We start from the raw sequence: 22,308 nt of genomic DNA, 5'->3' as shown, positions 1-22,308 counted from the left end.
TTGTATATGAATATGAAGATGATAACGAAGTTCGGGCTCTGCCTCGTTGGCGCACTGGCGATCAGCGGTTTTGCCCAGGATTATTCCGGTCAGGATCTAAACACGTCTTTCCGCGACAAGCGTATCGACGGGTTTGATTTTTCGAACGCCAAAGCAAAAAAGAACGTGACCGACTTCCAGCGCAGCGCCGGTGAAAAGATAAACTTCCAGGGCGCTCAGCTCCCGGAAGTCTCCTTCCGTAACGCAGTGATTAGCGAAGCGAACTTCAAGAACGCGAACCTTAAGAAGGTGACCATCAGCGGCGCCGATATCCGCAATTCCAACTTCAAGGGCGCAGACATGGAAGAGGCCGACCTCTACCGTGCAACGCTCCTCGGTAGCCAGTTCCCGAACGTAAACTTCAAGAATGCCCGCCTCGACGCCATGAAGGTGGCCGACGAAACGGACTTCAGCAAGGTGGACTTCACGCAGGCCTCCGTCATGGACGTGGACCTTACCCGTGCCGACCTCAGCAAGGCAAACCTCACGAACGCCAACTTCTCCCGCTCCCTGATGGGCGAAGTGAACCTCAAGAAGGCGACCATCGTGAAGACCGACTTTACGGCCTGCAACCTCATCGCCGCGAACTTCAAGGGCGTTGACCTCATCAACGTGAACTTCGCCAAGGCGGGTCTTTCCCAGGCTAACTTCAGCGGTGCCGAGTTCCAGAACGTGAACCTCCAGGAAGCGGACCTCTCGCTGACCGAATTCAACGACGTCGACCTCTCCAAGACACAGCTCCAGAAGGCCAAGTTCGCCCAGTCCACCGTGAAGAACATGAAGTTCACCGGACAGGACCTGACCGGCGTGGTCTTCGACAAGGGCTCTGTTTCCAAGAGCAACTTTGACAAGGCGAAGCTCAGCAAGTCCTCCTTCTTCGATACCGAAGTGAACAAGTGCGAATTCCGCGGAACCGAACTTACGAAAGCCGTGTTCGATGGCGCCTACATCAAGAAGAACATCTTCGACGGCGCAGACATGGACAAGGCCAACCTCTCGAACTCCACGATCGAGCAGACCGACTTCATCGGCACCCAGCTCAACGGTGCTAGCTTCGCCGGTGCCAAGCTCGTGAAGGTGCGTTTCACCAACGCCAAGATGAGGAACGTCAAGATCGACGCCGACACCAAGATGGAGAACGTCGACTTCTCCGGTGCCGACCTGAGCGACGCCAAGATCGAGAAGTTCACCGCCAAGAAGGTCATCTACGACAGCCGCACCAAGTTCCCCGCCGGCTTCGACCCGCGCCAGTACGGCTTTACCAAGCCGGGTGAAAAGGCCGCCGAAGTGGTCGTGCAGGGTTCCGGCAAGAAGTCTTCTGTTTCTGACGACGCCATGCCGAAAAAGAAAAAGAAGAAAAAGAGAAAACACAGCGACGATGACGACGAGTAGTCAAAACCTCTAACGGATTTAAGAAGCCCCGCACCAATGCGGGGCTTCCTTTTTGGGGTCAGGGAGGTTACTTCTTGTCCATGAGCCAGGAAATAGCTTCTGAAAGGCTCCGGATGCGCACCACCTTCATATTGCCGAGATTCTCGGGCAGGCGGCCATTGGCAGGGACGACAGCCTCCACCATCCCCAACCGGATGGCCTCCTTGATCCGCTGGTCCAGAAGGCTCACGCTGCGGACCTCGCCTGAAAGTCCGAGCTCGCCGACCGCGATGGTCTGGCGGCCGAGCGGGATACCCAGGTGGTTGCTCGCGATGGCAAGAGCGAGCGCGAGATCGGACGAGGCGTCAGTCACCTTCATGCCGCCCGCAATCGTCGCGAACACGTCGGATGCGCCTATCGACACTCCGCCAAACTTCTCGAGCAGGGCGAGGATAATCGTGAGACGCTTCGGGTCGATACCCGCGGCCACGCGCTGAGGCACGGCAAAACCCGTCTGGTTCACGAGCGCCTGCGTCTCGAACAGGAGAGCGCGCGTCCCTTCCATCGTGCAGCAGACGACGCTTCCCGGCGTAGGCGGGATATTCTCCTGCAAAAAGACCTTGCTCGGGTTCGCCACCGACTCCAGCCCGTGGCTCGTCATCTCGAAAACGCCCACCTCGTCGGTCGCGCCGAAACGGTTCTTGATGGTCCGCAGCAGGCGGTACTGGTGGTTGCGGTCGCCCTCGAAGTAGACGACCGTATCGACCATGTGCTCGAGGATGCGCGGCCCCGCTATTTGCCCGTCCTTCGTCACATGCCCGATGAGGATGGTGATGCAGCCCGTATTCTTCGCGAACACCATGAGGTCGAGAGTGCATTCGCGAAGCTGGGCCGCCGACCCCGGAGTGCCCGAGAGGTCGCCCTTGTAAACCGTCTGTATGGAGTCGATGACCATGACCTGCGGTTTGACCTCTTTCGCGTGTTCCACGATCTTCTCGAGGCTCGTCTCGCACAGGAGCAGCATGTCGGAACCAGAAATGTTCAGGCGTTCGCTCCTGAGTTTCACCTGGCAAGCGCTCTCTTCCCCGCTCACATACAGCGTCTTCACGCCGGCGGCTGTCATCGTGGCGAGAGTCGTGAGCACCAGGGTGGACTTGCCTATCCCGGGATCGCCACCGATGAGCACCAGGGAACCTGGCGCAAGCCCGCCTCCGAGCACGCGGTCGAATTCCGTATTGGCGGTGCTCAGCCGCCGCGTGTCTTCCGTAGCCACATCCTTGAGTGCCACGACCTGATGGACCGGACCTCCAAGCCCGCGCCCGCCACGCGCAGCCCCCGTATTGACAGGCTCTACCGCATGTTCCTTGAGGGTATTCCACGCCCCGCAGAACGGGCACTTCCCGACCCACTTGGGCGTCGTGTTACCGCAGTCCGTGCAGAGGTATTCAATTTCTTTCTTCGACTTGTTTACTGCTACCATGTGCACTAATATAATAAATGCGAACGACAGAAAGTGTCATTCGCATAAATAATGCACAAAAAAGCAGTCTTTTTTTTAGGGACACCGAGTCCAACTTATCAGTAATCCTTGAGGCAACGGACAGAGAAAGCCTGATGCTTGCCCGTAGAGTATAAAACAATGCTTTCTCTCTCGCTCTTGTATTCCAAAGACAAGAAAAACGCGTTATAACTGGCCTTATTTTCTTTTTTGCCTATACCATAGGCTTCAGTCGAACTCCAGAACAACGCGCGGGTGTGCAAGAAATTATAGGTTCCATTAACAGCGAGACCTGCCGGCAAAGCCGTAAAAGAAAAATCATCCGTCCCGTTCGAATATTCCCAGTCATACGTAGACCTCAAAGCAACACCCACATTCACCTTGGATTTCAGTTCATTCCATTCATACTCACTGGGCAGATGCCACCCCTCCGGACAAATTCCCTGTATAGGGTAAACCGAGAAGCAGAGCGTGCCAACACCATTGCCGATAGATTCCGAAGTGTACACCCCTGCACTATCCATTGCTGCACTCCATATGTATAGCCTTCCGTATTTTTCACAATTTTCGGCGGAGTTATCATAGCAAAAACTGCTGGAATCCAGCGAATCTGTCGGTTGCAAATAACGAAGGTTGAGGTTTTCCGCCATCCATTCGCGATTGCCTATTTTCACCGTCTTGTAGACCTGGTCATCACGTTCATCCGTCATGCGCCCAAACGAAAGTTCAACATTGGATGCATTCTCTTTGGAAGACGAAGAAGATTTCGCCTTTTGCGAATTTGATGATTCCCAATCTTCGCCGTATGCAATGAAATTGCTCTCGTCATCGCCACACGCGGTAACGCATGCCATTCCCCAAGCAAAAGCTGTCAAACCTAGAATCTTACAAAACATAGAGCCTTTCATGTTACCCCCTAAGCCCCTAATAATCCTTTACGCAGCGTACACTGATATAAAGTTCATCATGGTACATCTCACTAGCAGCCCTATTGGTGCGCCCATTAATAAGTGCATAGAACACGTATTCAGATTGCCAATTAGAGGTAGTCGTATACCAGAAGAAATCAGATTCCCCTATATGTTCGAAACCTTCGTTAGATTGTGCGAACCCAGCGCAATAGGCACCAGAACCAATGGACGAAAAGCCGTAGGTATCATGTCCCGGCGAGATATAGGCATCGGTGCCCCTCCACCCCTTTGCCGACCTTAATTCAATCGCTAGGTCGTCCAATGACGCAAGTTCCTCTCCAGTCGGTATATGCCATCCGTCCGGGCAGATTCCCTGGTGTACCGCACCCCTTTCATAGAAGCAGGAATCCCCCCAGGCGCACCGGACTGAATTCATTGCCGCCCTGCGGTTGTAGAGGCGTCCATACACATCGCAATTAGCCTCCTCGTCGTTGAAACAGAGCGTTCCCTCCTCTAAGAGTGGGTATTCGACAGAATCGGCGAAGTTAAGGTTTTCTGCCATCCATGTCAGCCCGTCGATTTCAACAGTCCTATAGGTCTGGCCATCGCGCTTGTCTGTCATGGTGCCGTAGTCGATATCCGAATTGAACTGAATTCCCTTTTCTGTCAAGGGTGGCGATAAAGGATAAAGAGTCCGCGTAGTCGAAAGGTGAAACTCCGAAGAACTACTCTCCAAATTTCCGTCAACAGAACTCGATGACGAACTCTGCTTAATCGAACTGCTTGATTTGGCCGAAGAGCTCGAAGATTCCCCGCTCAGTCCGGCATCGTCGTTTTTCCTGACCGGGCTAAAATCGTCATCGGAGCCACAACCCACCATGAACAACAAGACAAGAGCCATAAGATATAGCATTTTCATCACCGTTCCTTCCTATTTTCCTTGCAAAAAATACTACTTCGCCGCGGGCTTGGAGACCACGGGGCGGATACGCTTGCCGCAGAGGGTCACCACGATGTGGGCCTGAGCGAACATGTAGTAGGCGGTATCGCGGCTGTTGTTGAGCGTCGACTTCGGGTCGTAATCGTCCTTGGTCACGAACACTTCGGCAACACCGGAAAGGCTAACGTCAAGCGCGCAGCGTTCGCACGGGAAACCGATAACATACAGCTTGGAGCCAGGGGGCACCTTCCCGCGGGCATAGTGCAGCGCGTTGATTTCGGCATGCACCATGAAGGGGTACTTGTTCGCCTCGAACTCGTGATGGCTCAAAAGTTCGCCCGTATCGGCATCGAGCAGGTCGTAGGCCAGCAGCTGCTTTTCGCGGGTGTAGGGCACAGTCTCGTCGTCGAAACCAGCCGGGGCACCGTTATAACCGGTACTGATGACGCGGCCCTCGGCACTCACGAGCACTGCCCCCATCTGGGTATTCTGGTCTTTACTGAGGCGCGCCTGGGCGCACATCATCTGGGTATATACTTCGTCACGAAGCTTGCTGCGGGATTCTGAGTTGTTCATGCCTAGAAATATAAATAGACAGGGAAAACAGGTCAACCGAACACGAAAAAAAGCCCGTCGACATAGCGACAGGCTCTCTCCAAAGCGGAATTCCTTATTAAGCCTCTACGGACTTGCCCTTCTCGACAGCGTCGGCGAGGGTCATTCCGGTGAATTCCTGGGCGCTGAACCAGCGGCCGCTCTTCTTGTCATCCAAGAGCACGGAGACCATGGAACCCGGAATAACGGTTTCGGGGGCGTTGGGGGCGTTCGGGCCGCCAAGGTCCGTACGGAGCCAGCCCGGGTCCATCACGTTCATCATCACGTCGGTGCCGTTCAGCTTGCAGGCGAAATCCTTCACGAACTTGGTGAGGGCGGCCTTCGCGCAGGCGTAGCCCATGAGTTCCGGCTCGTTCGCGATGCCGCTCGTGGTGAGCTGCATGCGGCCAAAACCGCGCTGGATCATGCCCGGCAAGAAATGGTAGGCAATCTTGATCGGGGCGAAGAAGTTCACGGCCATCGCGTGGTGGAAATCGTCCATCGTGTTGGTGAGGTAGTCGGTGAAGTAGTGGCTCATGAGGCCCGCGTTGTTGAACACGAGGTCCACCTGCACGCCCCAGCTGTCGATTTCTGCGAGGGCGGCATCGATTTCGGCTTCGCTCTCAAGGTTGCAGCCCACAGCACGCACCTCGACGCCGTACTTCTTGAGTTCTTCCATCACGGGTTCGGCATGCGCCTTGTCGCGGCCCTGCAAGATGATGTTTGCACCGAGTTTCGCCATTTCGATGGCGGTGAGACGGCCTACCCCACGGCAGCCGCCGGTAATCAAGGTCCACTTGCCCTTCACGTCAATCATTTTCAATCCCTTTGCGCATTTGCGCGGTTTTCTAAAAAATAGACTTTTAAGGCCTGAATCGGGGAGTTTTTGTGCGGAAAAACGTTTACAGGTGTAAAAAGACGCAGGAACAACGCCGGAATGTATAGAAAAAGCCCCTGCCGGGGTGACAGGGGCTAATTTCGTAGGCGCTTGACCCGAGGTCCTCACGCTTACAAATATAATTTTAGCATTTTTTTCGGCAAAGCGGTTGTAAAATCTTACTTTACACGAAAATTTGTTCTCACGGTGTTCCCCGCCGCATAAAAAAAGACCGAAGCAACGACTATCCGTTTTATTATCTTTGAAAATGCTGTATGAAAAAATTTTTTCTTTTTGCAATCATTGGCATTCTTGCGGGAGCGTGCTCGACACCAAAAGAACAGTCGAACGCTAGCGCCGACGGCATGTTCGAGGATTTCCCTGTTCCTTTTGAAGCAGACGATCCTTCCCTACTGAATTTGGCCGTCGCCGTCACCGACAGCTATTTCGTGATTGGAGCACGGCGCGGGTTCCAGCCGAACACCTATTACACCGTTTTGACGGAACTCATCAATCCCTCATCAGAAGATTATCAAAAGAGAAAACCGGAAGTCCTATACGTCGCCATCCAGAAGGAAGCGGAATACGACCCCGGTAAAAAGATATGGGCGCTACATTCCGATTCCAGCAAAGCCTACATCACCGATTCTACCGGAGCGTTCATCGCAATGACCGGCGACGGATTTTCGGGAGAGCGACCTCCGAATTCACTGGAAACTATCCGCAACCGGGACTTTCCACACGCAGAAATCAAGCCGTTGTCCCCGTTCAATTTAATCGCCAAGGACCTGGCTATGGTGCGTCAAGCTAGACGGTTCAACGATTTTCCCGATAGCGACTGGATTGTCCTGATACTGGAAAGCGGCAACAACAAGCGAATTCTACGCGAACTTCTCCCCCTTATGCGGGCAATCAATATTGTCGGTTTCAAGCATATCCAGGTCGGGAGGAATCTCGGCAACCTCGATACCGCAAGAAGCGTCATTGGAACTTTCCGCCTTTACGATTTCGAACCGAAACAGCTCCAACAGATATACGACGAGCTTTACCGCCCCCTGAACCTGAAGATGCCGAGACAAGTCCCATCAAAAGACTAGTTTATCTTTTACACAACGCAACAGCCTGTTTCTTGCATTTGCGCCAGGCCGTAGGTATATTTGACTCCGTAATCGAACAAAGGAGATTTCATGACGACCCAAGAGATTTTGAAGAACATCCGCGAAAAGCACAACCTCACGCAAGACCAGATGGCAGAACGCATTCACGTGACCAGGCAGGCCGTGAGCCGCTGGGAAACCGGCGAGACTCAGCCGAACACCGAAATGCTCAAGGTGCTTTCAAAGGAATTTAATGTTTCCATCAATACGCTGCTCGGCGCGCCGCGCCAGCTCTTTTGCCAATGTTGCGGCATGCCTCTCGGTGACGATGCGATGATCAGCCGCGAAGTCGACGGCAACTTCAACGAGGATTACTGCAAGTGGTGCTATGCCGACGGCAAGTTCGCCTACACCGACAAGAATACACTGCTGGACTTTTTGCTTTCGCACATGCCTAACCCAGAAAACATGCCGGAAGCAGAAAGACGCAAGTTCTTCGACTCGCACCTTTCGCAACTAAAACACTGGAAACAGCAGGCCTAGACGCACATCAATTTTATATCTTTTCGGCAACCATGATTCTTCTCGTCGCCGAAAAGCCCTCTGTCGCCAACCAGCACTACCGCCCGATGCTAGAACGCATCGAAGGCGAGAAGTTTACGCAGGGCGACGGATGCCTTATCGGCAAGAACCACTGCATCACCTGGTGCGTGGGCCACCTGATAACGCTCGCGCCGCTCGACGCCTACCCCGGTTACGAGGGAGGCTGGCGGCTTTCGAACCTGCCGCTTTTGCCGGAAAAGTTCCGCCTCATGGAAATCGAGAGCACCCGAAAGCAGCTCGCGGTGGTACGCCAGATGATGGAACAGGCCGACGTGCTCGTGAACGGCGCGGATGCCGGCCGCGAAGGAAACCTGATTTTCGATTTGGTGCTCGACTTTACGCCCGCATTCAAGCAGAAGACCATCAAGCGCCTGTGGGTAAACAGCTACGTGGCGAAGGATTTGGACAAGGCGTGGAAGAACCTGGAAGACGCCACGCAGCGCGTAAACCTGAGCTACGCCGCCCGCCTTAGGCAACGTGCCGACTGGATGGTAGGGCTCAACGCGACGCGCGCCTACACGCTCACCGCCGGGCGCGGGAAAATGATTTCGGTGGGGCGCGTGCAGACGCCGACCTTGAACCTGGTCGTGGAACGCGACACCATCGTGGAGCAGTTCAAGGAACTGTACTACTACAGCGTCGTCGGCACATGGAAAGGGTACCAGGCGCAATACGTCAAGCAGGAAACAAAAGAGGATGGAAGATCCCCGACCAAGCCGGGGATGACAAATGACGGTTTAAAAGTCGCGGTTTTCGAGAAGGAAGCGGAAGCGAACGCGGTCGTGGAGCGCTGCAAGCCGCCCGCACCGGCGACCATCGCGAAAATCGACACGCAGCAGAAGAAGCAGTTCCCGCAAAAGCCCTTCGACCTCACGGAACTGCAGAAAGAAGGCAACAAACGCTTCAAGTTCAGCGCCCAGCAGGTATTGGACTGCGCGCAGAACCTCTACGAAAAAAAGCTGCTCACCTACCCGCGTACCGACTCGCAATACCTGCCCGACACCATGAAGCAGGAGGCCTACGCGCTCGCCCAGAGGCTCGCCAGCCCCGAACAGAAGGGCGTAATGCGCAGCGAAAGCGAGAATTTCGTCTTCATCAACTCGAGCAAGGTCACCGACCACTTCGCCATCATCCCGACCGGCGAAACACCGAACGGGCTACCTGAAATGGAGCAGAAGATTTACGATTTGGCGAAGGAACGCTTTGTGCAGGCATGGCTCAAGCCGTACGTGTGGAGCGAGATGGACGTCATCCTGAGCGAAGCGTCAGCGGAGTCGAAGGATCCAGACCCGAAATCAAAAAATCTAGACCTGTTTAGACTGAAGCTGAAGCGGAACGAGGATTTGGGATTCCGCGCGCTGGTAAAAGAGACGAAAGACGAGAGACGAAAGACGAAAGGAAAGAAGGGCGATGCCGGCGCGGAGGCCGGAAAAGCTGACGGAGGCGCCGAGGGCAAGGGCGACAGCGACGAAATCACGAACCTGGTCGAAGCCTTCCCGGAATGGAACGTGGGCGACACCTCCCCCTTCGACAGCGTAGAACTGCAGAAGAAAAAGAAGAGCAAGCCCAAGTACTACACCGAGGCAACCCTCCTTGCCGCGATGAAGACTGCGGGAAAGCAAATCGAGAACGAGGAACTCGCCGAGGCCATGAAGGACCGCGGGCTCGGAACGCCGGCCACGCAGGCGGGCATCATCGAGACGCTCAAGAAGCGCGGGTTCATCGAGGCGCAGAAAAATTACCTGGTGAGTACCGCCCGAGGCCGCGAAGTCATCGCGCTCATGGACGAGAAGGTGAAATCGCCCGAGATGACGGGTGAATGGGAGTACAAGCTCTCCCAGGTCGAGAAAGGGCAGCTCACGCCCGTGGAATTCCGCGACGGCATCGTGAAGTACGTGAAGCAGCTCTTTGCAGACTTGCATGCCCGCTATGCCTGCCAGTTCGAGCGCGAGGCCGCGACCGAAAAGCTGAACTGCCCCAAGTGCGGCGGAGCGCTCGACACCGCCCCGTGGGGCTACGTGTGCCCCAATGCAGAATGCGGCTTCAGGTTCGGGCACACCGTGGCAGGCAAGATGCTCGCCCATTCCGAAGTCAAGGCGCTCCTCGCCGGCGAAACCGTCGGCCCGCTTTCCGGATTCAAGAGCAAGAAGGGCAGCGAATTCTCGGCAAAGCTCACGCTCGACAAAGACTTCAATATCAATTTCGCCTTCGAAAGCGACGGCAAGTTCCACGGGCAAAAGACGGATTACAAGTGCCCGCTGTGCGGAAACCCGCTCGAAGAGAACAAGAACGCGATATTCTGCACGGGAACTACACAATCCAAAGATCCCCGGCCGGAGCCGGGGATGACAAATGGAAAAGAGCCGGGGATGACAAACGACTGCAACTTCACGCTTTTCAAAACCATCGCAGGCCATACGCTTACCGCAAAGGAAATCGCGGCACTGTTCGGGAGCGGGCACACGCCGCTCATTCAAGGATTCAAGAGCAAGAAGGGCTCCGAATTCGCGGCCGCCCTCAAGTGGGGCGAAGGCGCCGACAAGGGCCGCGCCGTGTTCGAGTTCCAGCACAGGGACCTCCCCTGCCCCGTCTGCGGCGACAGCCTGCGCTTCCGCGGCAGCACTTCCCAGCAAAGCGGCCCGCAAGGCACAACCGAAAGCGGCGCCTACGTGTGCCCGCAATGTGGCTACGGCATCCCGCAGGTGTTCTACCAGCGCAAATTCAGCGACGAAGAAGTCGAAGGCCTACTCAAAAACAAGTTCACGCCCGTCCTCGAGCCGTTCAAGAAGAACGAGACCACCTTCCGCGCTGCACTCGAACTCCGCGATGGCGGCAAGCTCGCATTCAACAAATTAACCGTCGAAGTCATCAAATAAGCCCCTCTTGCCGGCCTTAAAAAGCATTTACACCCGTTTCAGCCATATTTATTCTATATTTGGACTCGTATGCCCAATTGGTGGAAGAATTTCTCCTGGGAATGGCTTTTCGACTCCATTGCCGAAAGGTCACCTTCGTTTGTGAAGGTCATTGTCGTTACGGGAAAATCATTCCTGTACTATCACGGAATGACCCGAGCGGCAAGTCTTACCTACACCACTCTCGTGGCGGTTGTCCCGCTTCTCATTTTGCTCACCTCAATAACGCTCGCGGTGGGGTTTGGCGGGTTCATGTCCGACTACCTGCCCATCATCATCGATGTTCTTAACCTGGACTGGCCTACCGAACAAATCATCGACATCGTGCAAAACGCCGAGCACATTCCTATCGGCAAACTCGGATTCATCGGTGCCCTTGGCCTTTTCGTCACCTTCATTCTCGCTTTCGGCAGTTTGGAAACAAACTTCAATGTCGTATGGGAAGTCAAGACCTCGAGAACGCTGTTTAGGCAGATCCAGGTCTACACGCCCTTCCTGCTCATATTCGCCGGTTTCATCGGAATGTTCGCAGGATTCGTGAACCATGTGCAAGACGTCCTCACCATGATAGTCGTCGACGGCTTCCACTTCTCGCCGGAACTGCTCAAGGTCCTCATTACCGCATTCTGGTATATCGCGTTTCATTTTGCGGCAATGCTCCTCATTTTCCTGATGCTCTACGCGCTCCCGGCCAGAAGCCTCAGACAAAGGGAAACCGGAGTCAAGCCGCCCTATCGCAAAAGCAAGCTCTTCGCCGTTTCGCTCATGGCAACCATCATTGCATGGATCGCCATCAACATTTACGTGAAGATTCTCATGCTCATCCAGACAGCGATGGTAACACGCATGTCCATTTTCTACGGCTCTCTCGCCTTTATCCCGTTGGTGCTGTTCCTCTTTTTCGGAGTCTGGTCCATTATCCTATGCGGCAACAGCCTCGTGTGGACCATCTGCTACTGGCCGGAATCTTCACAAAAGAAGTGGAACTGGACCGCAACCCTGGAGGATGTCCACAATGCAAAGTCAGACCAAGAAAAATAGGCTTTCCACGAAGGCCATCGCCATTTGCCTTCTGCTTTTCTTCTGCGTCGGCTCGAGCTACGCCGAACTGGCAGGCATGGGCGACACGCCCGTCACCGAGGAAAAATCCGAAGGCGGACTCAAGGCCCTTATCGGAGTAAGCGGCGGCAACGTGCTTGTGGCCGACGACGGAGCCATCTTCGCAAATCTCCGCATCGGTCTCGACATTGCGCCCATCTTCTCGACGGGCATGTGGGTCGACAGGCTCCTAAGCGATGTCCACAACCACAATGTCAAAGAAAAGCAGATGATCAAGTACATGTCGTTCGGCGGCTTCATCGAGCTTTTCCCGCTCCGATTCGACAAGATTGCAATTTCTGTCCCCATCAACGTGGGCGGCGGAGCCCTCTACGTGATGGAACCCGACGATGAAGCTTTCGAATCCGAAGACTACTTCTTCACGGCGGATATTTCGGCCCACTTCAACTACCGCATCACCAAGATGCTCGAAATTTCCATCGGCGGCGGATACCGCATGTTCGCAGGAATCGAAACGAACAACCTCGACAACATGGACCTCTGCACCCCGTTCGGCGAACTGCGATTCACGGTAAGGGAATAAGCTCTATTCCATGCCCGAATTTATTTCGATACGTGGCTGCAGACTGCACAATCTAAAAAATGTGGACGCCCAATTTCCATTGGGCAAGATTACCGTTGTCTGCGGTCCTTCGGGTTGCGGAAAATCGACACTCGTTCTCGACACCCTGCATGGAGAATCCAAGCGTCGCTATCTCGAGACTCTATCGCCTTTTGCCGCTGAACTTCTGGGCGGGAGGCGCATTATCCCCCTCGACAGTGCCGACGGCCTGCCAGCAAGTCTTGCCGTAGGACCAAGCCACGGGGAAGCCCCAGCCAAGGCATACGCGTTGAGCATCTCGGAATGCGACAACACCTTGCGGGCGCTTTTTGCCGCCTACGCAAGGCCCGCCTGCCCCGTATGCGGGAAACCCATGGAAAGCCAGAGTCGCGAGAACATCATCCGAGAAATCGCAGGATTACCGCAGGGGACCAAGCTGCAATTTTTGGCGAAAGTCGAATCCGCCTCCAACCTCGACAAGCTCTCGGCAGTATTCCTGGCCCAGGGCTTTACGCGAGCCATGGCCGATGGAGTCAGCTACTCGCTAGCCGACCTGACCGACAGCGAACGCAGGATTGTTCCCGAAGAATTTTTCATTGTCGTGGACCGCGTGATTGTTCGCGAAAACACCCGCACCCGCATCGCCGAAGCTGTAGACGGCGCACTGAAACTCACCCACGGCGGAATCACGCTTGACATCGATGGGACCCGCAAGGTTTACAGCACCGTGCCACGCTGCCCGGACCACGGAGAGCAGCTTTCAAGGCCACTTGCCGCAGAAGACCTCTCGCCCTACACCCGCGAGAGCGTTTGTCCTGAATGTGCAGGGACCGGCATCATCGAATCAGAAAACGGCGACGAGGGTTCCGAATGTCCTCGCTGCAAGGGACTCCGGCTGAACGGGAGCATCCTAAGCGCAACCGTCGAGGGCCAGGGAGATGGCGCTCCCAGCAAGAGTCCAACCACCTGGAAAAACGTTCTGGACACGCCGTTCGCAAAGCTCGAAAGCCTGCTGCACACCCTTTTCGACAAGCGCCTTACAGCAAAACAGCTTCCCGCATTCAACACTCTCGTCGACCGCATCCGAGCCATCAACGAACTGGGAATCGGCTACCTGACGGGAGGACGGAGCGCCACGACCCTTTCAGGGGGTGAAATCCAGCGCCTAAGGCTATCGAGCCTTTCCACCGGACTCCTGAACAACCTGCTCATCGTCCTTGACGAGCCCGCAAGCGGACTGCATGAGTGCGATGTCGACGCCCTCTGGAAAGTCCTCAAGAAGGTCCAATCCCGCGGAAACACCCTCGTGCTTATCGAGCACAATCCAGGCATCATCAGGCGTGCAGACTGGATTATCGAAATGGGACCCGGAGCGGGAGAAAAGGGCGGAGAAATCCTATTCCAGGGAAAAGCGAAAGAGGTGCTGCAGAACCCCAATTCGCCCACCGGCAACTGGTTAAGAGAACTCGGAATTCGGAAGCAGGCAAGCACAAGGGTCAAGCCCTCAAAGACGAACGCCATCGCAATCGAGAATTTCGCCATGTTCGACATGAAGCCTGTTTCGGCGTGGTTCCCGGTGCAAAAATTCAGCGTCATCACAGGCCAGAGCGGCAGCGGAAAGTCGACCCTTCTCTTCCGTAACCTCGCCTACCGCGGAACCCGAGGAGAATTCAGTCCTCTCGGCATCCAGGCGCTATCCATCCTATCGACAGGCGATTTCCACGGCAACCGCCGGAGCACCGTAGCCTCCGCAATCAACCTGAACATGATTCTTCGCGAACTGTTCGCGAAGCTTCCCGAAAGCAAAGTCCGGGGCTACACCGCATCCAAATTTGCGACCCATGCCCCCGGCGGCCGCTGCGAAAACTGCAAGGGCGAGGGAGTCATCCTCGACCCCGCAGGCTACGAAGAGTCCGAATGTCCTGTCTGCCTCGGCAAACGCTTTAAAGACGAAATCCTGGAAGTCCGGTTCAAGTCGCTCTCCATCGCCGACATCTACGATTTGGAAGTCGGCAGTGCATACAAGCTATTTTCCAACCTCAAGCCGTTTGCAGACAAACTCAAGCCACTCGTGGATACCGGGCTCGAATACCTGAAGCTTGGGCAAACGACAGCACACCTGTCCGGTGGCGAGCGCGCAAGGTTGCGACTGTCTATCGCGCTTGCACGCGCGAAGGCCCCCAACACGCTATTCCTCTTCGACGAACCCGCGCGAGGGCTCCATCAAAAGGATATCCAGCATCTGCTAAAACTCATCCACGGGCTTACCGATGCCGGCCACACCGTCATTGCAATCGAACACGCCCAGGATTTTGTGAACGCAGCAGACTACGTACTCGAACTCAGCCGAAAATAGCCGTTATTCTTAGCTGAGCCTCTTTGTAATCGCAAGTTCGTTCTGGTCGCCGTTTCTGCGGTAACTGACGCTATCCATCGTCTTCTTGACAATAAATATTCCAAGGCCACCGATTTCGCGTTCTTCGGCAGAAGACGTCACGTCCGGATCTGCCTGCTTGAGCGGGTCGAAAGCAGCCCCATTATCGATAAAGGTCAACCGCGCATCGAGTGTCGCCTTGCGGATTTCGACAATCAGCGTCACGCTTGTGGCTCCGGAGAACTTGACGATATTGCTGTAGATTTCATCGATTGCAATATTGATTTGCATCTGGGACTTCATCGACGCCTCCATCGGCGCCAGAATCCCCTCGACAAAGGCAGTAAGAATGTCCTGGTTTTCAGGAATGACGTCCACGATTTTTTCATAACGTTGCCAAGCATCCTGCATCTGCATTTTCTTCGCCCCATCCATCGGAGTGAGGATATTTTCAACAAACGATTTGAGGGCGCCCTGATTGTCCTTCGCGACATCTACGGTCTTTTCGTAACGTTCCCACACCGGTTCGTCATTGCCAATAAACTTCACGGTCAACATGGTAATATCGTCGAACTGCGGGGCGTCCTGCACAAAATCGTCAATACTCTTCTTGACAAAGGCGCATGTTTCGGCAGGTTTCAAATCACCGCCCCTTTCAAGCGTCTCAAGCAACCTCTTGTCGCCAAAAAGTTCATCCCGGGAATTAGTCGCTTCTGTTACGCCGTCGGTAAAAAGGAACAGCGAATCGCCAGTCTTGAGATCAAAAGACTGCGACTGGTAAAGCGTATCCTCCATTGCCGCCAGAACAAGTCCCGACTTGCTATTTACAAATTCGACAGTGCCATCGCTATGACGGACCGCAGGCGGGTTATGGCCAGCCGAGGCGAATTCCACATGGCCGGTGCGCAAGTCGATGATTCCGGCCCACACGGTCACGAACATGTTCAGCCTGTTGCGTTTCGCAAGCGCGAAGTTCGTGCTGTTAAACGCATTCACGACGGATTTCATGTTCTTGGTCATCGTCCGCAGGATAATTCGGGAAATCATCATGAACAGCGCGGCCGGGACACCCTTGCCCGAGACATCGCCCACCATGACGCACAAGTGATCGTTATCTATCTTGAAGAAATCATAAAAGTCGCCGCCCACTTCCTTCGCCGGAAGCAGGAACTGCGAAAGTTCGTGGCGGTCGTCATCGGAATTTTCTTCGCATTCTTCTCTCGGAAGCGTCGACAGCTGGATATTGCGGGCCAGGTCGAGTTCGCGCTCGATGCGCTTCATGTCCTTCTGCCTTTCGACATGATCCTTGAGCGAAGAAAGCATGTTCGAGAAAGCCCAGGCGAACTCCGCCACCTCGTCGTGCCCCTTCATCTGCGGAATCGCCACGTCGAAATCGCCATTGCCAAGTTTCTTTGCGGCAGCGGAAAGTTCCTTGAGCGGCTTCGCGACCCTGAACGAAATCAACAACATGATAACCAGCAAGACCGCATAGCCGCAGGCCGCAAGCACCACAAAAAGTCTAACCGAAGATTGTCTTTGTTCAAGGAATTTCTGCGCAGGCCAGACAACCATGAAAGTCCAGTTGTTGGATTTCATCGTCGTATAGTAAATGGCAGCCTCTTCGTCACCGACAACAGAACCAAGAATCAAGCCCTTGTCCTTTTTGCCTCGCCTGTCGAACGGCACCAAGTTCTTATTGTTAAATTCCTTGACCGCTATTTCCTTTTCCCCTCTCCCTTCTGCAATGTATTTAGGGAATGCAACCGGGACATTCTTTTCGGAGAGGACCATGGCAAAGCCAGAATTGGGAACCTGGGCCGCCGCCACCGTTTCCTTGAGGAATTCGATGGACATATCCACGGCCAGGACTCCAGCAAGCACTTCATTTCCCTTCTTATCCTTATGGAATATGGGAACCGTATAGACCGCAATGGGTTCATCCACAAATTCACCGATAAAGGGTTCCTGCCAGCGGCTAGAGTGGGCATCCCTTGTGCTTGCATACCATTCCTTATCCTGGTAGTTGGCGCCCGTAATCAACTTTGTTTCGTTGTCCACAAACCGCGCAAGCCGCATGAATTCGCCCTTGGGAGTCTCCGGCCCCATTCCCTGTTCGAACGCAACCACAACCGCCACAATATGGGGGACGAGATTGCGGGCAGTCGCAAGCGTATGCGTCAGGAACTCGTCGAGTTCGGCTTTTGTCATGCGACTATTGCTCAAAGTCGACGCGGCATCTTCGCCGACATGCTTTCCGGCATCGAATAGCTTGTCGATGTAGGTCACGTTCGCAAGGCTAATCTGCTCGCCATTCTCAATGGTCATCTCTTCTAGTTGCGAACTCATTTTCGAAGTCATGATTCCGAAAATCAGGCCGACAATGACCGTGACGGCAACAAGAATCATCAGTGATTGCTTGAAAGCAAGTCCGCGGAAGTTGAATCCCATATACTACCTCTTTTTTAAAAGCCTTTTCAGGCAGGTTCCCCGAATTAAAGTTTACACCTCGCTCATAAATTCTTCCATACTCTTGCGCACGGGGTGCCTGGGCGAAGGACCACCGTTCTCAGGGTCGGCGTAACCGATATCCAGAAGGCAGGCTAGCTTTAAGTTGTCCGGAAACTCGAACGCGCTTTCGATGTACGATGCGTTGAATCCGCGGGCCCAGAGCGTCGCAAGGCCGAGGTCGGTGGCCTGCATCATCATGGAGGTGGTGACGATGCTTGCATCCATCACGCCGCTGTTGAAGTTGTCGTTGTACTTTTCGGCGGTATAGCACTTGGGTTCGTCGTAGCAAACCATGAGCACCACGGGGGCGTTGTAGGCCATGCGGGTAATGCCGCGAATCTTTTCCAGAGCCTCGGGGGACTTGATGACCTTCACGGTTACAGGCTGAGCGTTAATTGCCGTCGGGCTCAGGCGGCCCGCCTCGAGCACCTGGGCAAGTTTTTCGGGTTCTACGGCCTGGGCGGTAAATGCTCGGCAACTGTAGCGATTCTTGGCCAAATCCATGAAAGACATAAATACCTCTTGTTTTTCCCTTAATATAATTTTTCTATCTTTGGGCACATGAAAAATTTTTACGTTACCACCCCGATTTATTACGTGAATGACGCCCCGCATATCGGGCACTCCTACACCACCGTCCTCGCGGACATCCTTACCCGCTTCCACAAGATTCTCGGCTACCAGACCTTCTTCTTGACCGGTACCGACGAACACGGCCAGAAGGTTCAGCGCGCCGCCGAAAAGCGCGGAGTGACCCCGCAGGAACACGTGGACGAATACTACCATCGCTTCGAAGACCTGTGGAAGAAGATGGGTATCGGCAACGACTTCTTTATCCGCACCACGATGCCCGAACACAAGGCCTTTGTGCAGGAATGCCTCCAGAAGCTCTGGGACAAGGGCGAAATCTACTCGAAGGAATACGAGGGCTGGTACTCCGTGGGCGAAGAACGCTTTTTTGGCGAAGACGAACTCGACGAGAACAAGTGCGACCCCATCAGCCACCGCCCGGTGGAATGGCTCAAGGAGAAGAACTACTTCTTCAAGATGGGTTCCTACCAGCAAAAGCTCATTGACTTTTTGGAAAGCCACAAGGACTGGATCGTGCCGGACTACCGCTGGAACGAAATCCGCGGGTTCCTGCGCCAGCCGCTGAACGACCTGTGCATCAGCCGCCCGAAGGCCCGCCTAAGCTGGGGCATTCCGCTGCCATTCGACACCGATTACGTGACCTACGTGTGGTTCGACGCCCTCCTGAACTACGTGAGCGCCTCCACCGCCTTCCACAAGACTTATGCCGACGGCACGCCGATTTGGCCTGCCACTTACCACCTCATCGGCAAGGACATTCTCACCACGCATAGCGTGTACTGGCCGACGATGCTCATGGCCCTCGACATTCCACTTCCGCAGCACATCCTCGCCCACGGCTGGTGGCTCGTGAACGGTGGCGAAAAGATGAGCAAGTCCGCAGGTAACGTGGTGAACCCGATGGACTATATGGAAAAATACGGCATCGACGCGTTCCGCTATTTTCTCGCCCGCGAAATGGTCGTCGGTCAGGATGCGAACTTCACGCACGACGCCTTTGTGCGCCGCATCAACAGTGACCTCGCGAACGACCTCGGTAACGTGCTGAACCGCGTGCACCGCCTGGTGCTCAACAATTTTGAAGGCAAGCTCCCTGCCGCCACCTCCATCGGTGACGCCGAAAAGGAAGTCATCGACCTCGCGAACAAGGTGATTGCCGAAATCAAGGAAGGCCTGCCGCAAGCCCGCCTCTCGCAGTCTATCGAGACCATCATGCAACTCGTGCGCAGCATCAACCGTTACCTCGAAGTCAAGGCCCCGTGGAAGCTTGCGAAAGACCCGGCCCTCAAGGACGAACTCGCGACTGTTCTCTACGTTTCTGCCGAAGCCGTGCGCCTCTCGCTTTGCCTGCTGTGGCCGGTAATCCCCGCCAAGGCAGAAGAAGGCCTCGCCATGATCGGCTGCAAGTTCCAGAGCGCAGACGACCTCGCCTGGGGAATCCTCAAGGGCGGCGAAACGTTCGGCGAAGGCAAGCCGCTCTTCCCGCGTATCGAAGAAGAAGTCAAGAAGCAGGAAGCTCAGAGCAAGCCCAAGCAGAACAAGCCGCTGATGGCTGCCGACGTGCCCGCCGCTATGGACATGCGCGTGGCCCAAATCAAGGAAGTGGCCGACCATCCGGACGCCACAAGCCTCTACGTGCTCAAGGTAGACGCCGGCGAAGGCGAACTCCGCACCATCTGCAGCGGCCTCAAGAACAGCTACAAGGCCGAGGAACTGAAGGACAGGAAGATTCTGTTGTTCGCAAACCTGAAGCCCAGCGCTCTCCGCGGTATCATGAGCCAGGGAATGCTCTTTGCAGGCGACCTCGACAACGAGGCCCACACTTGCAGACTCGTCTCCGTACCCGAAGACGCCAAGCCAGGTGACCGCGCCCTCTTCAAGGGTGTCGCTCCCAGCGAACCGCGTGAACTGAAGGTCAAGGACTTCGAGAAGATTGCGCTCTCCGTGAAGGGTGGCGCGGTGTTCTGCGACGCCCTCGCGCTCGAAGTGAACGGCAAGCCCGTGACCTGCGACGTGGCCGACGGCAACGGAGTACATTAAAAATTCTCCATATTTCTCACAAGGGTATTCCGACCTGGAATACCCTTGCGTGTATTTCATCACTACATTATTCCCATTTGTCAATTTTTCAGCACTGCATTATCCGTTTTGTTCAGGCTCGCAGTATATTTAAGGCATGAGATTCTTCTATCTGACAGTCCTCGCATTCCTTATCGCGCTCAGCGGATGCACCATGCACCCGCCTTCAGCGTCTGGATTCATGGAATCGCTTGAACTATCACGCGAAGGCGAAAACAACAGGGTCTACACCGCGCGCCTCGAAAAAATCAACTTCAGCATGCAAGGCAACGAATGGGAAATCCCGCTCGGCCTCGAAACGACCAAGGGCTACGCCAACGGTTTCGTGACAGGCTGGGGTCTCCTCCCCTCTCCCTACTTCATGTTTGGCCAAGGCAACAAGTATTTCGCCTGGCGCACTTGGGTCTCGGCCATCTGGCTCGGAATTACCGTCGCGCTGGTCTGCGAAACTGGAGCTTGCGACGACGATGGCGACAGCGACTCCTACAGCTACTACGACGACGAATATGACGACTACGACTATGTCGCAATCAATTCCCTTCTTGACGCATGGATGGAACTTTTTAGCGGCGGATTCTCGGTCATCGAGCAAATTCCCATCGGCGACTTTATCCGCATCGGTTTCGAGCAATACATATGCCGTAACTTCTGGCTCAACCTCGGCTGGATCGACGACCAGCTCGACTTCGGCAACGTAGAAGTCGGCGTCGGCAGCTACGTGAGCTTCAGGCTAGGAGCACACAGGATATCCCTGGATGCACGCTACGGCATCCTCGACTTCAACCCCAAGAAGCCACGTCTCTCGATCGGCCTCAGCTACAGCAATTCCATTCTCTTTGGTTCTGCCCCGGCGACAGCGCCAAGGTAAATCTCACCTACGGCTGGATTTTATAAATCTGCGGCCAGTATTTGCCCGTCACCCAAAGGAACTTACCGTCGAAGGCAATCCCGTTCAACACGTCAATGTTGCGGTGGTTCCGGTAGATTTCTTTCCACTTCTGCGTAAGGTCAAGGTATTTTTTGACCCTCCCGCTCGGCAAGTCGATTACTGCAATCAACCCCGTCTGCCAGACATTTGCGTACAAAGTATTCCCGACAATTTCAAGTTCGTTTAGATTTTTCACGGGACGCCCTTCGTCGGTTACGCGGATGACGCCCACCACGTTGAAACTCCCGAGCGCAATTTGCAGAAGCTCTTCGGAGCCGTTGCTCATGAGGAGCGCGTTTCGCCAATACGTGAGTCCCCAGCCCTCCGTCGGGATGCGGAATTCGCCCTTCGCTCGGAACGGCTTGCGGTTATAGATGAACGCCTTTTTCGCTTTCCAGGTGAGGTAGAAGATGTCTTCGCCTACAGCGATCGAGCCTTCCCCGAAATAGCGGTCCGCAATCCGCGCTGAATCGAGAATTTTACCGTCGAGAGTCCGGCGGTAAAGTCCGGATTGCCCATATTGCCCTGTTGTTTCGACAATTTCCTTTCCGTCAAAGAAAATTCCCTGCGTAAAGTGCGTCGGTTCGTGCGACACGGAATCAAGTATTGCGGGCACCTCGCGCAGCGTCTCGGCAAGGGCGACAGACATAAGGGCAAACACGGTCAACAAACAAAAGCGCATATCTAAAAAATACTAAAAGCCGCGCTTTTCGCCTTTTACTAAATTGTAATTTATGGGCGAACTCAGGACTCCAGCCAAGGTCAAGATTGTCGTAGGTATCCTCGCAAGGGACACCTCCGCCGTCGAATCCGTCCGGGAAACCCTGGTTAAGCGCTTCGGCACCGAGGACCTGAACCTCGAACCGTTCCCCTTCACGTTTACCAACTACTATGTCGACGAAATCGGATCCTCGCCCGTCCGTGCCTTCTTCAGCTATGAGCCCCTCGTGGAACGCGAGACCATCGTCGACATCAAGCTTTGGTCAAACGAGGTGGAACTCGAAATCGCAAGGCAAAACGGAACGCCAGGGCTAAGACCCGTAAACCTCGACCCGGGCTACATGACCCTCGGCCAGTTTTTCCTTGCAACGACCAAGGACCAGCGCCAGCGCGTCTACATGCAGCGAGGCATTTTCGTGGAACCCACGCTATACTTTCAGGACGGACATTTCCACGCCTTCGACTGGACATACCGCGACTACCAAAACGAAAAGTACATCCAATACCTGGAACAAGTCCGCGCCCGTCTCGCCTACCAGATGAGCACCGGAAAGCCCTACCGTTTGCGAGCGAATCACTAACCACCAACCACTGACTACTGTC

The 22,308-nt window shown here is 54.8% G+C and carries 18 protein-coding genes; 10 read left to right on the top strand and 8 right to left on the bottom strand.

Annotated elements, in window-relative coordinates; all coding sequences use genetic code 11:
• The first annotated feature begins 6 nt into the window (after positions 1 to 6).
• Positions 7 to 1,431: a pentapeptide repeat-containing protein gene (locus tag B2310_RS11300; RefSeq protein ID WP_173382432.1), complete on the top strand. Its 1,425-nt coding sequence runs from the start codon at positions 7 to 9 to the stop codon at positions 1,429 to 1,431.
• A gap of 67 nt (positions 1,432 to 1,498) precedes the next feature.
• On the opposite strand, the gene radA is transcribed toward B2310_RS11300, so the two are convergent.
• The 5 genes from radA to B2310_RS11275 all read right to left on the bottom strand — a co-directional run bounded on the left by radA (position 1,499) and on the right by B2310_RS11275 (position 6,170).
• A complete protein-coding gene (gene radA / locus B2310_RS11295) occupies positions 1,499 to 2,890 on the bottom strand; it encodes a DNA repair protein RadA (protein ID WP_290723728.1) in 1,392 nt (463 codons plus the stop codon).
• A gap of 98 nt (positions 2,891 to 2,988) precedes the next feature.
• Positions 2,989 to 3,816 (bottom strand): fibrobacter succinogenes major paralogous domain-containing protein, encoded by an 828-nt coding sequence (locus tag B2310_RS11290; RefSeq protein ID WP_173382430.1) that lies wholly within the window; start codon positions 3,814 to 3,816, stop codon positions 2,989 to 2,991.
• 16 nt (positions 3,817 to 3,832) lie between these two features.
• Positions 3,833 to 4,738: an FISUMP domain-containing protein gene (locus B2310_RS11285; RefSeq protein ID WP_290731607.1), complete on the bottom strand. Its 906-nt coding sequence runs from the start codon at positions 4,736 to 4,738 to the stop codon at positions 3,833 to 3,835.
• 33 nt (positions 4,739 to 4,771) lie between these two features.
• Complete coding sequence (locus B2310_RS11280; RefSeq protein WP_290731604.1) at positions 4,772 to 5,335, bottom strand: deoxycytidylate deaminase; 564 nt, start codon at positions 5,333 to 5,335, stop codon at positions 4,772 to 4,774.
• Positions 5,336 to 5,432: 97 nt separating this feature from the next.
• Entirely contained in the window at positions 5,433 to 6,170 is a 738-nt protein-coding gene (locus tag B2310_RS11275) for an SDR family NAD(P)-dependent oxidoreductase (protein WP_290731601.1), read from the bottom strand.
• A gap of 335 nt (positions 6,171 to 6,505) precedes the next feature.
• Here B2310_RS11275 and B2310_RS11270 point away from each other — a divergent pair, with 335 nt between their 5' ends.
• From B2310_RS11270 to B2310_RS11245, 6 genes are all read left to right on the top strand, one after another.
• A complete protein-coding gene (locus B2310_RS11270) occupies positions 6,506 to 7,327 on the top strand; it encodes a hypothetical protein (protein WP_290731598.1) in 822 nt (273 codons plus the stop codon).
• A gap of 90 nt (positions 7,328 to 7,417) precedes the next feature.
• Positions 7,418 to 7,870, top strand: coding sequence for a zinc ribbon domain-containing protein (locus B2310_RS11265; protein ID WP_173366226.1), 453 nt, complete (start codon positions 7,418 to 7,420; stop codon positions 7,868 to 7,870).
• 32 nt (positions 7,871 to 7,902) lie between these two features.
• Positions 7,903 to 10,806 (top strand): DNA topoisomerase, encoded by a 2,904-nt coding sequence (locus B2310_RS11260; RefSeq protein ID WP_290731593.1) that lies wholly within the window; start codon positions 7,903 to 7,905, stop codon positions 10,804 to 10,806.
• Positions 10,807 to 10,875: 69 nt separating this feature from the next.
• Positions 10,876 to 11,886 (top strand): YihY/virulence factor BrkB family protein, encoded by a 1,011-nt coding sequence (locus tag B2310_RS11255; protein WP_173366228.1) that lies wholly within the window; start codon positions 10,876 to 10,878, stop codon positions 11,884 to 11,886.
• Positions 11,861 to 12,487: a hypothetical protein gene (locus B2310_RS11250; protein WP_290731590.1), complete on the top strand. Its 627-nt coding sequence runs from the start codon at positions 11,861 to 11,863 to the stop codon at positions 12,485 to 12,487. The genes B2310_RS11255 and B2310_RS11250 overlap by 26 nt, the downstream gene beginning before the upstream one ends.
• A 61-nt stretch (positions 12,488 to 12,548) precedes the next feature.
• Complete coding sequence (locus B2310_RS11245) at positions 12,549 to 14,861, top strand: ABC transporter (protein ID WP_290731587.1); 2,313 nt, start codon at positions 12,549 to 12,551, stop codon at positions 14,859 to 14,861.
• Positions 14,862 to 14,870: 9 nt separating this feature from the next.
• Here the strand turns inward: B2310_RS11245 and B2310_RS11240 are convergent, their stop codons facing one another.
• Both B2310_RS11240 and B2310_RS11235 read right to left on the bottom strand, forming a co-directional pair.
• Positions 14,871 to 17,327, bottom strand: a complete 2,457-nt coding sequence (locus tag B2310_RS11240) for a SpoIIE family protein phosphatase (protein WP_173382422.1) — start codon at positions 17,325 to 17,327, stop codon at positions 14,871 to 14,873.
• A gap of 51 nt (positions 17,328 to 17,378) precedes the next feature.
• Positions 17,379 to 17,900 (bottom strand): nitroreductase family protein, encoded by a 522-nt coding sequence (locus B2310_RS11235; RefSeq protein WP_173382421.1) that lies wholly within the window; start codon positions 17,898 to 17,900, stop codon positions 17,379 to 17,381.
• A 48-nt stretch (positions 17,901 to 17,948) separates the two neighbouring features.
• On the opposite strand from B2310_RS11235, the gene metG reads away from it, so the two are divergent.
• Both metG and B2310_RS11225 read left to right on the top strand, forming a co-directional pair.
• Positions 17,949 to 20,018: a methionine--tRNA ligase gene (gene metG, locus B2310_RS11230; protein WP_290731584.1), complete on the top strand. Its 2,070-nt coding sequence runs from the start codon at positions 17,949 to 17,951 to the stop codon at positions 20,016 to 20,018.
• 136 nt (positions 20,019 to 20,154) lie between these two features.
• The gene (locus tag B2310_RS11225) at positions 20,155 to 20,925 is read left to right on the top strand and encodes a hypothetical protein (protein ID WP_173366233.1); all 771 of its coding nucleotides are present in this window, start codon (positions 20,155 to 20,157) and stop codon (positions 20,923 to 20,925) included.
• A 7-nt stretch (positions 20,926 to 20,932) separates the two neighbouring features.
• Here B2310_RS11225 and B2310_RS11220 read toward each other — a convergent pair whose 3' ends face one another.
• Entirely contained in the window at positions 20,933 to 21,667 is a 735-nt protein-coding gene (locus B2310_RS11220; RefSeq protein WP_290723757.1) for a glutaminyl-peptide cyclotransferase, read from the bottom strand.
• Between the two features lie 52 nt (positions 21,668 to 21,719).
• Between B2310_RS11220 and B2310_RS11215 the strand changes: the two genes are divergently transcribed.
• On the top strand, positions 21,720 to 22,286 hold the full coding sequence (locus tag B2310_RS11215; protein WP_290731581.1) for a DUF4416 family protein: 567 nt from the start codon (positions 21,720 to 21,722) through the stop codon (positions 22,284 to 22,286).
• Positions 22,287 to 22,308 lie beyond the last annotated feature (22 nt).

This window comes from Fibrobacter sp. UBA3629, assembly GCF_002374005.1.
GTDB lineage: Bacteria > Fibrobacterota > Fibrobacteria > Fibrobacterales > Fibrobacteraceae > Fibrobacter.
The sequence above is the reverse complement of the archived record's forward strand: the minus strand, read 5'-3'. Positions and strand labels throughout refer to the sequence as shown.

Excerpts from the sequence above, each read along its gene's own strand:
- B2310_RS11290 (WP_173382430.1), bottom strand. The coding sequence starts at position 3,816 with ATGAAAGGCTCTATGTTTTGTAAGATTCTAGGTTTGACAGCTTTTGCT.
- B2310_RS11235 (WP_173382421.1), bottom strand. The coding sequence starts at position 17,900 with ATGTCTTTCATGGATTTGGCCAAGAATCGCTACAGTTGCCGAGCATTT.
- B2310_RS11220 (WP_290723757.1), bottom strand. The coding sequence starts at position 21,667 with ATGCGCTTTTGTTTGTTGACCGTGTTTGCCCTTATGTCTGTCGCCCTT.
- B2310_RS11265 (WP_173366226.1), top strand. The coding sequence starts at position 7,418 with ATGACGACCCAAGAGATTTTGAAGAACATCCGCGAAAAGCACAACCTC.
- B2310_RS11270 (WP_290731598.1), top strand. The coding sequence starts at position 6,506 with ATGAAAAAATTTTTTCTTTTTGCAATCATTGGCATTCTTGCGGGAGCG.
- metG (WP_290731584.1), top strand. The coding sequence starts at position 17,949 with ATGAAAAATTTTTACGTTACCACCCCGATTTATTACGTGAATGACGCC.
- B2310_RS11225 (WP_173366233.1), top strand. The coding sequence starts at position 20,155 with ATGAGATTCTTCTATCTGACAGTCCTCGCATTCCTTATCGCGCTCAGC.
- B2310_RS11300 (WP_173382432.1), top strand. The coding sequence starts at position 7 with ATGAATATGAAGATGATAACGAAGTTCGGGCTCTGCCTCGTTGGCGCA.
- B2310_RS11285 (WP_290731607.1), bottom strand. The coding sequence starts at position 4,738 with ATGAAAATGCTATATCTTATGGCTCTTGTCTTGTTGTTCATGGTGGGT.
- radA (WP_290723728.1), bottom strand. The coding sequence starts at position 2,890 with ATGGTAGCAGTAAACAAGTCGAAGAAAGAAATTGAATACCTCTGCACG.
- B2310_RS11255 (WP_173366228.1), top strand. The coding sequence starts at position 10,876 with ATGCCCAATTGGTGGAAGAATTTCTCCTGGGAATGGCTTTTCGACTCC.
- B2310_RS11260 (WP_290731593.1), top strand. The coding sequence starts at position 7,903 with ATGATTCTTCTCGTCGCCGAAAAGCCCTCTGTCGCCAACCAGCACTAC.
- B2310_RS11240 (WP_173382422.1), bottom strand. The coding sequence starts at position 17,327 with ATGGGATTCAACTTCCGCGGACTTGCTTTCAAGCAATCACTGATGATT.
- B2310_RS11275 (WP_290731601.1), bottom strand. The coding sequence starts at position 6,170 with ATGATTGACGTGAAGGGCAAGTGGACCTTGATTACCGGCGGCTGCCGT.
- B2310_RS11215 (WP_290731581.1), top strand. The coding sequence starts at position 21,720 with ATGGGCGAACTCAGGACTCCAGCCAAGGTCAAGATTGTCGTAGGTATC.
- B2310_RS11250 (WP_290731590.1), top strand. The coding sequence starts at position 11,861 with ATGCAAAGTCAGACCAAGAAAAATAGGCTTTCCACGAAGGCCATCGCC.
- B2310_RS11280 (WP_290731604.1), bottom strand. The coding sequence starts at position 5,335 with ATGAACAACTCAGAATCCCGCAGCAAGCTTCGTGACGAAGTATATACC.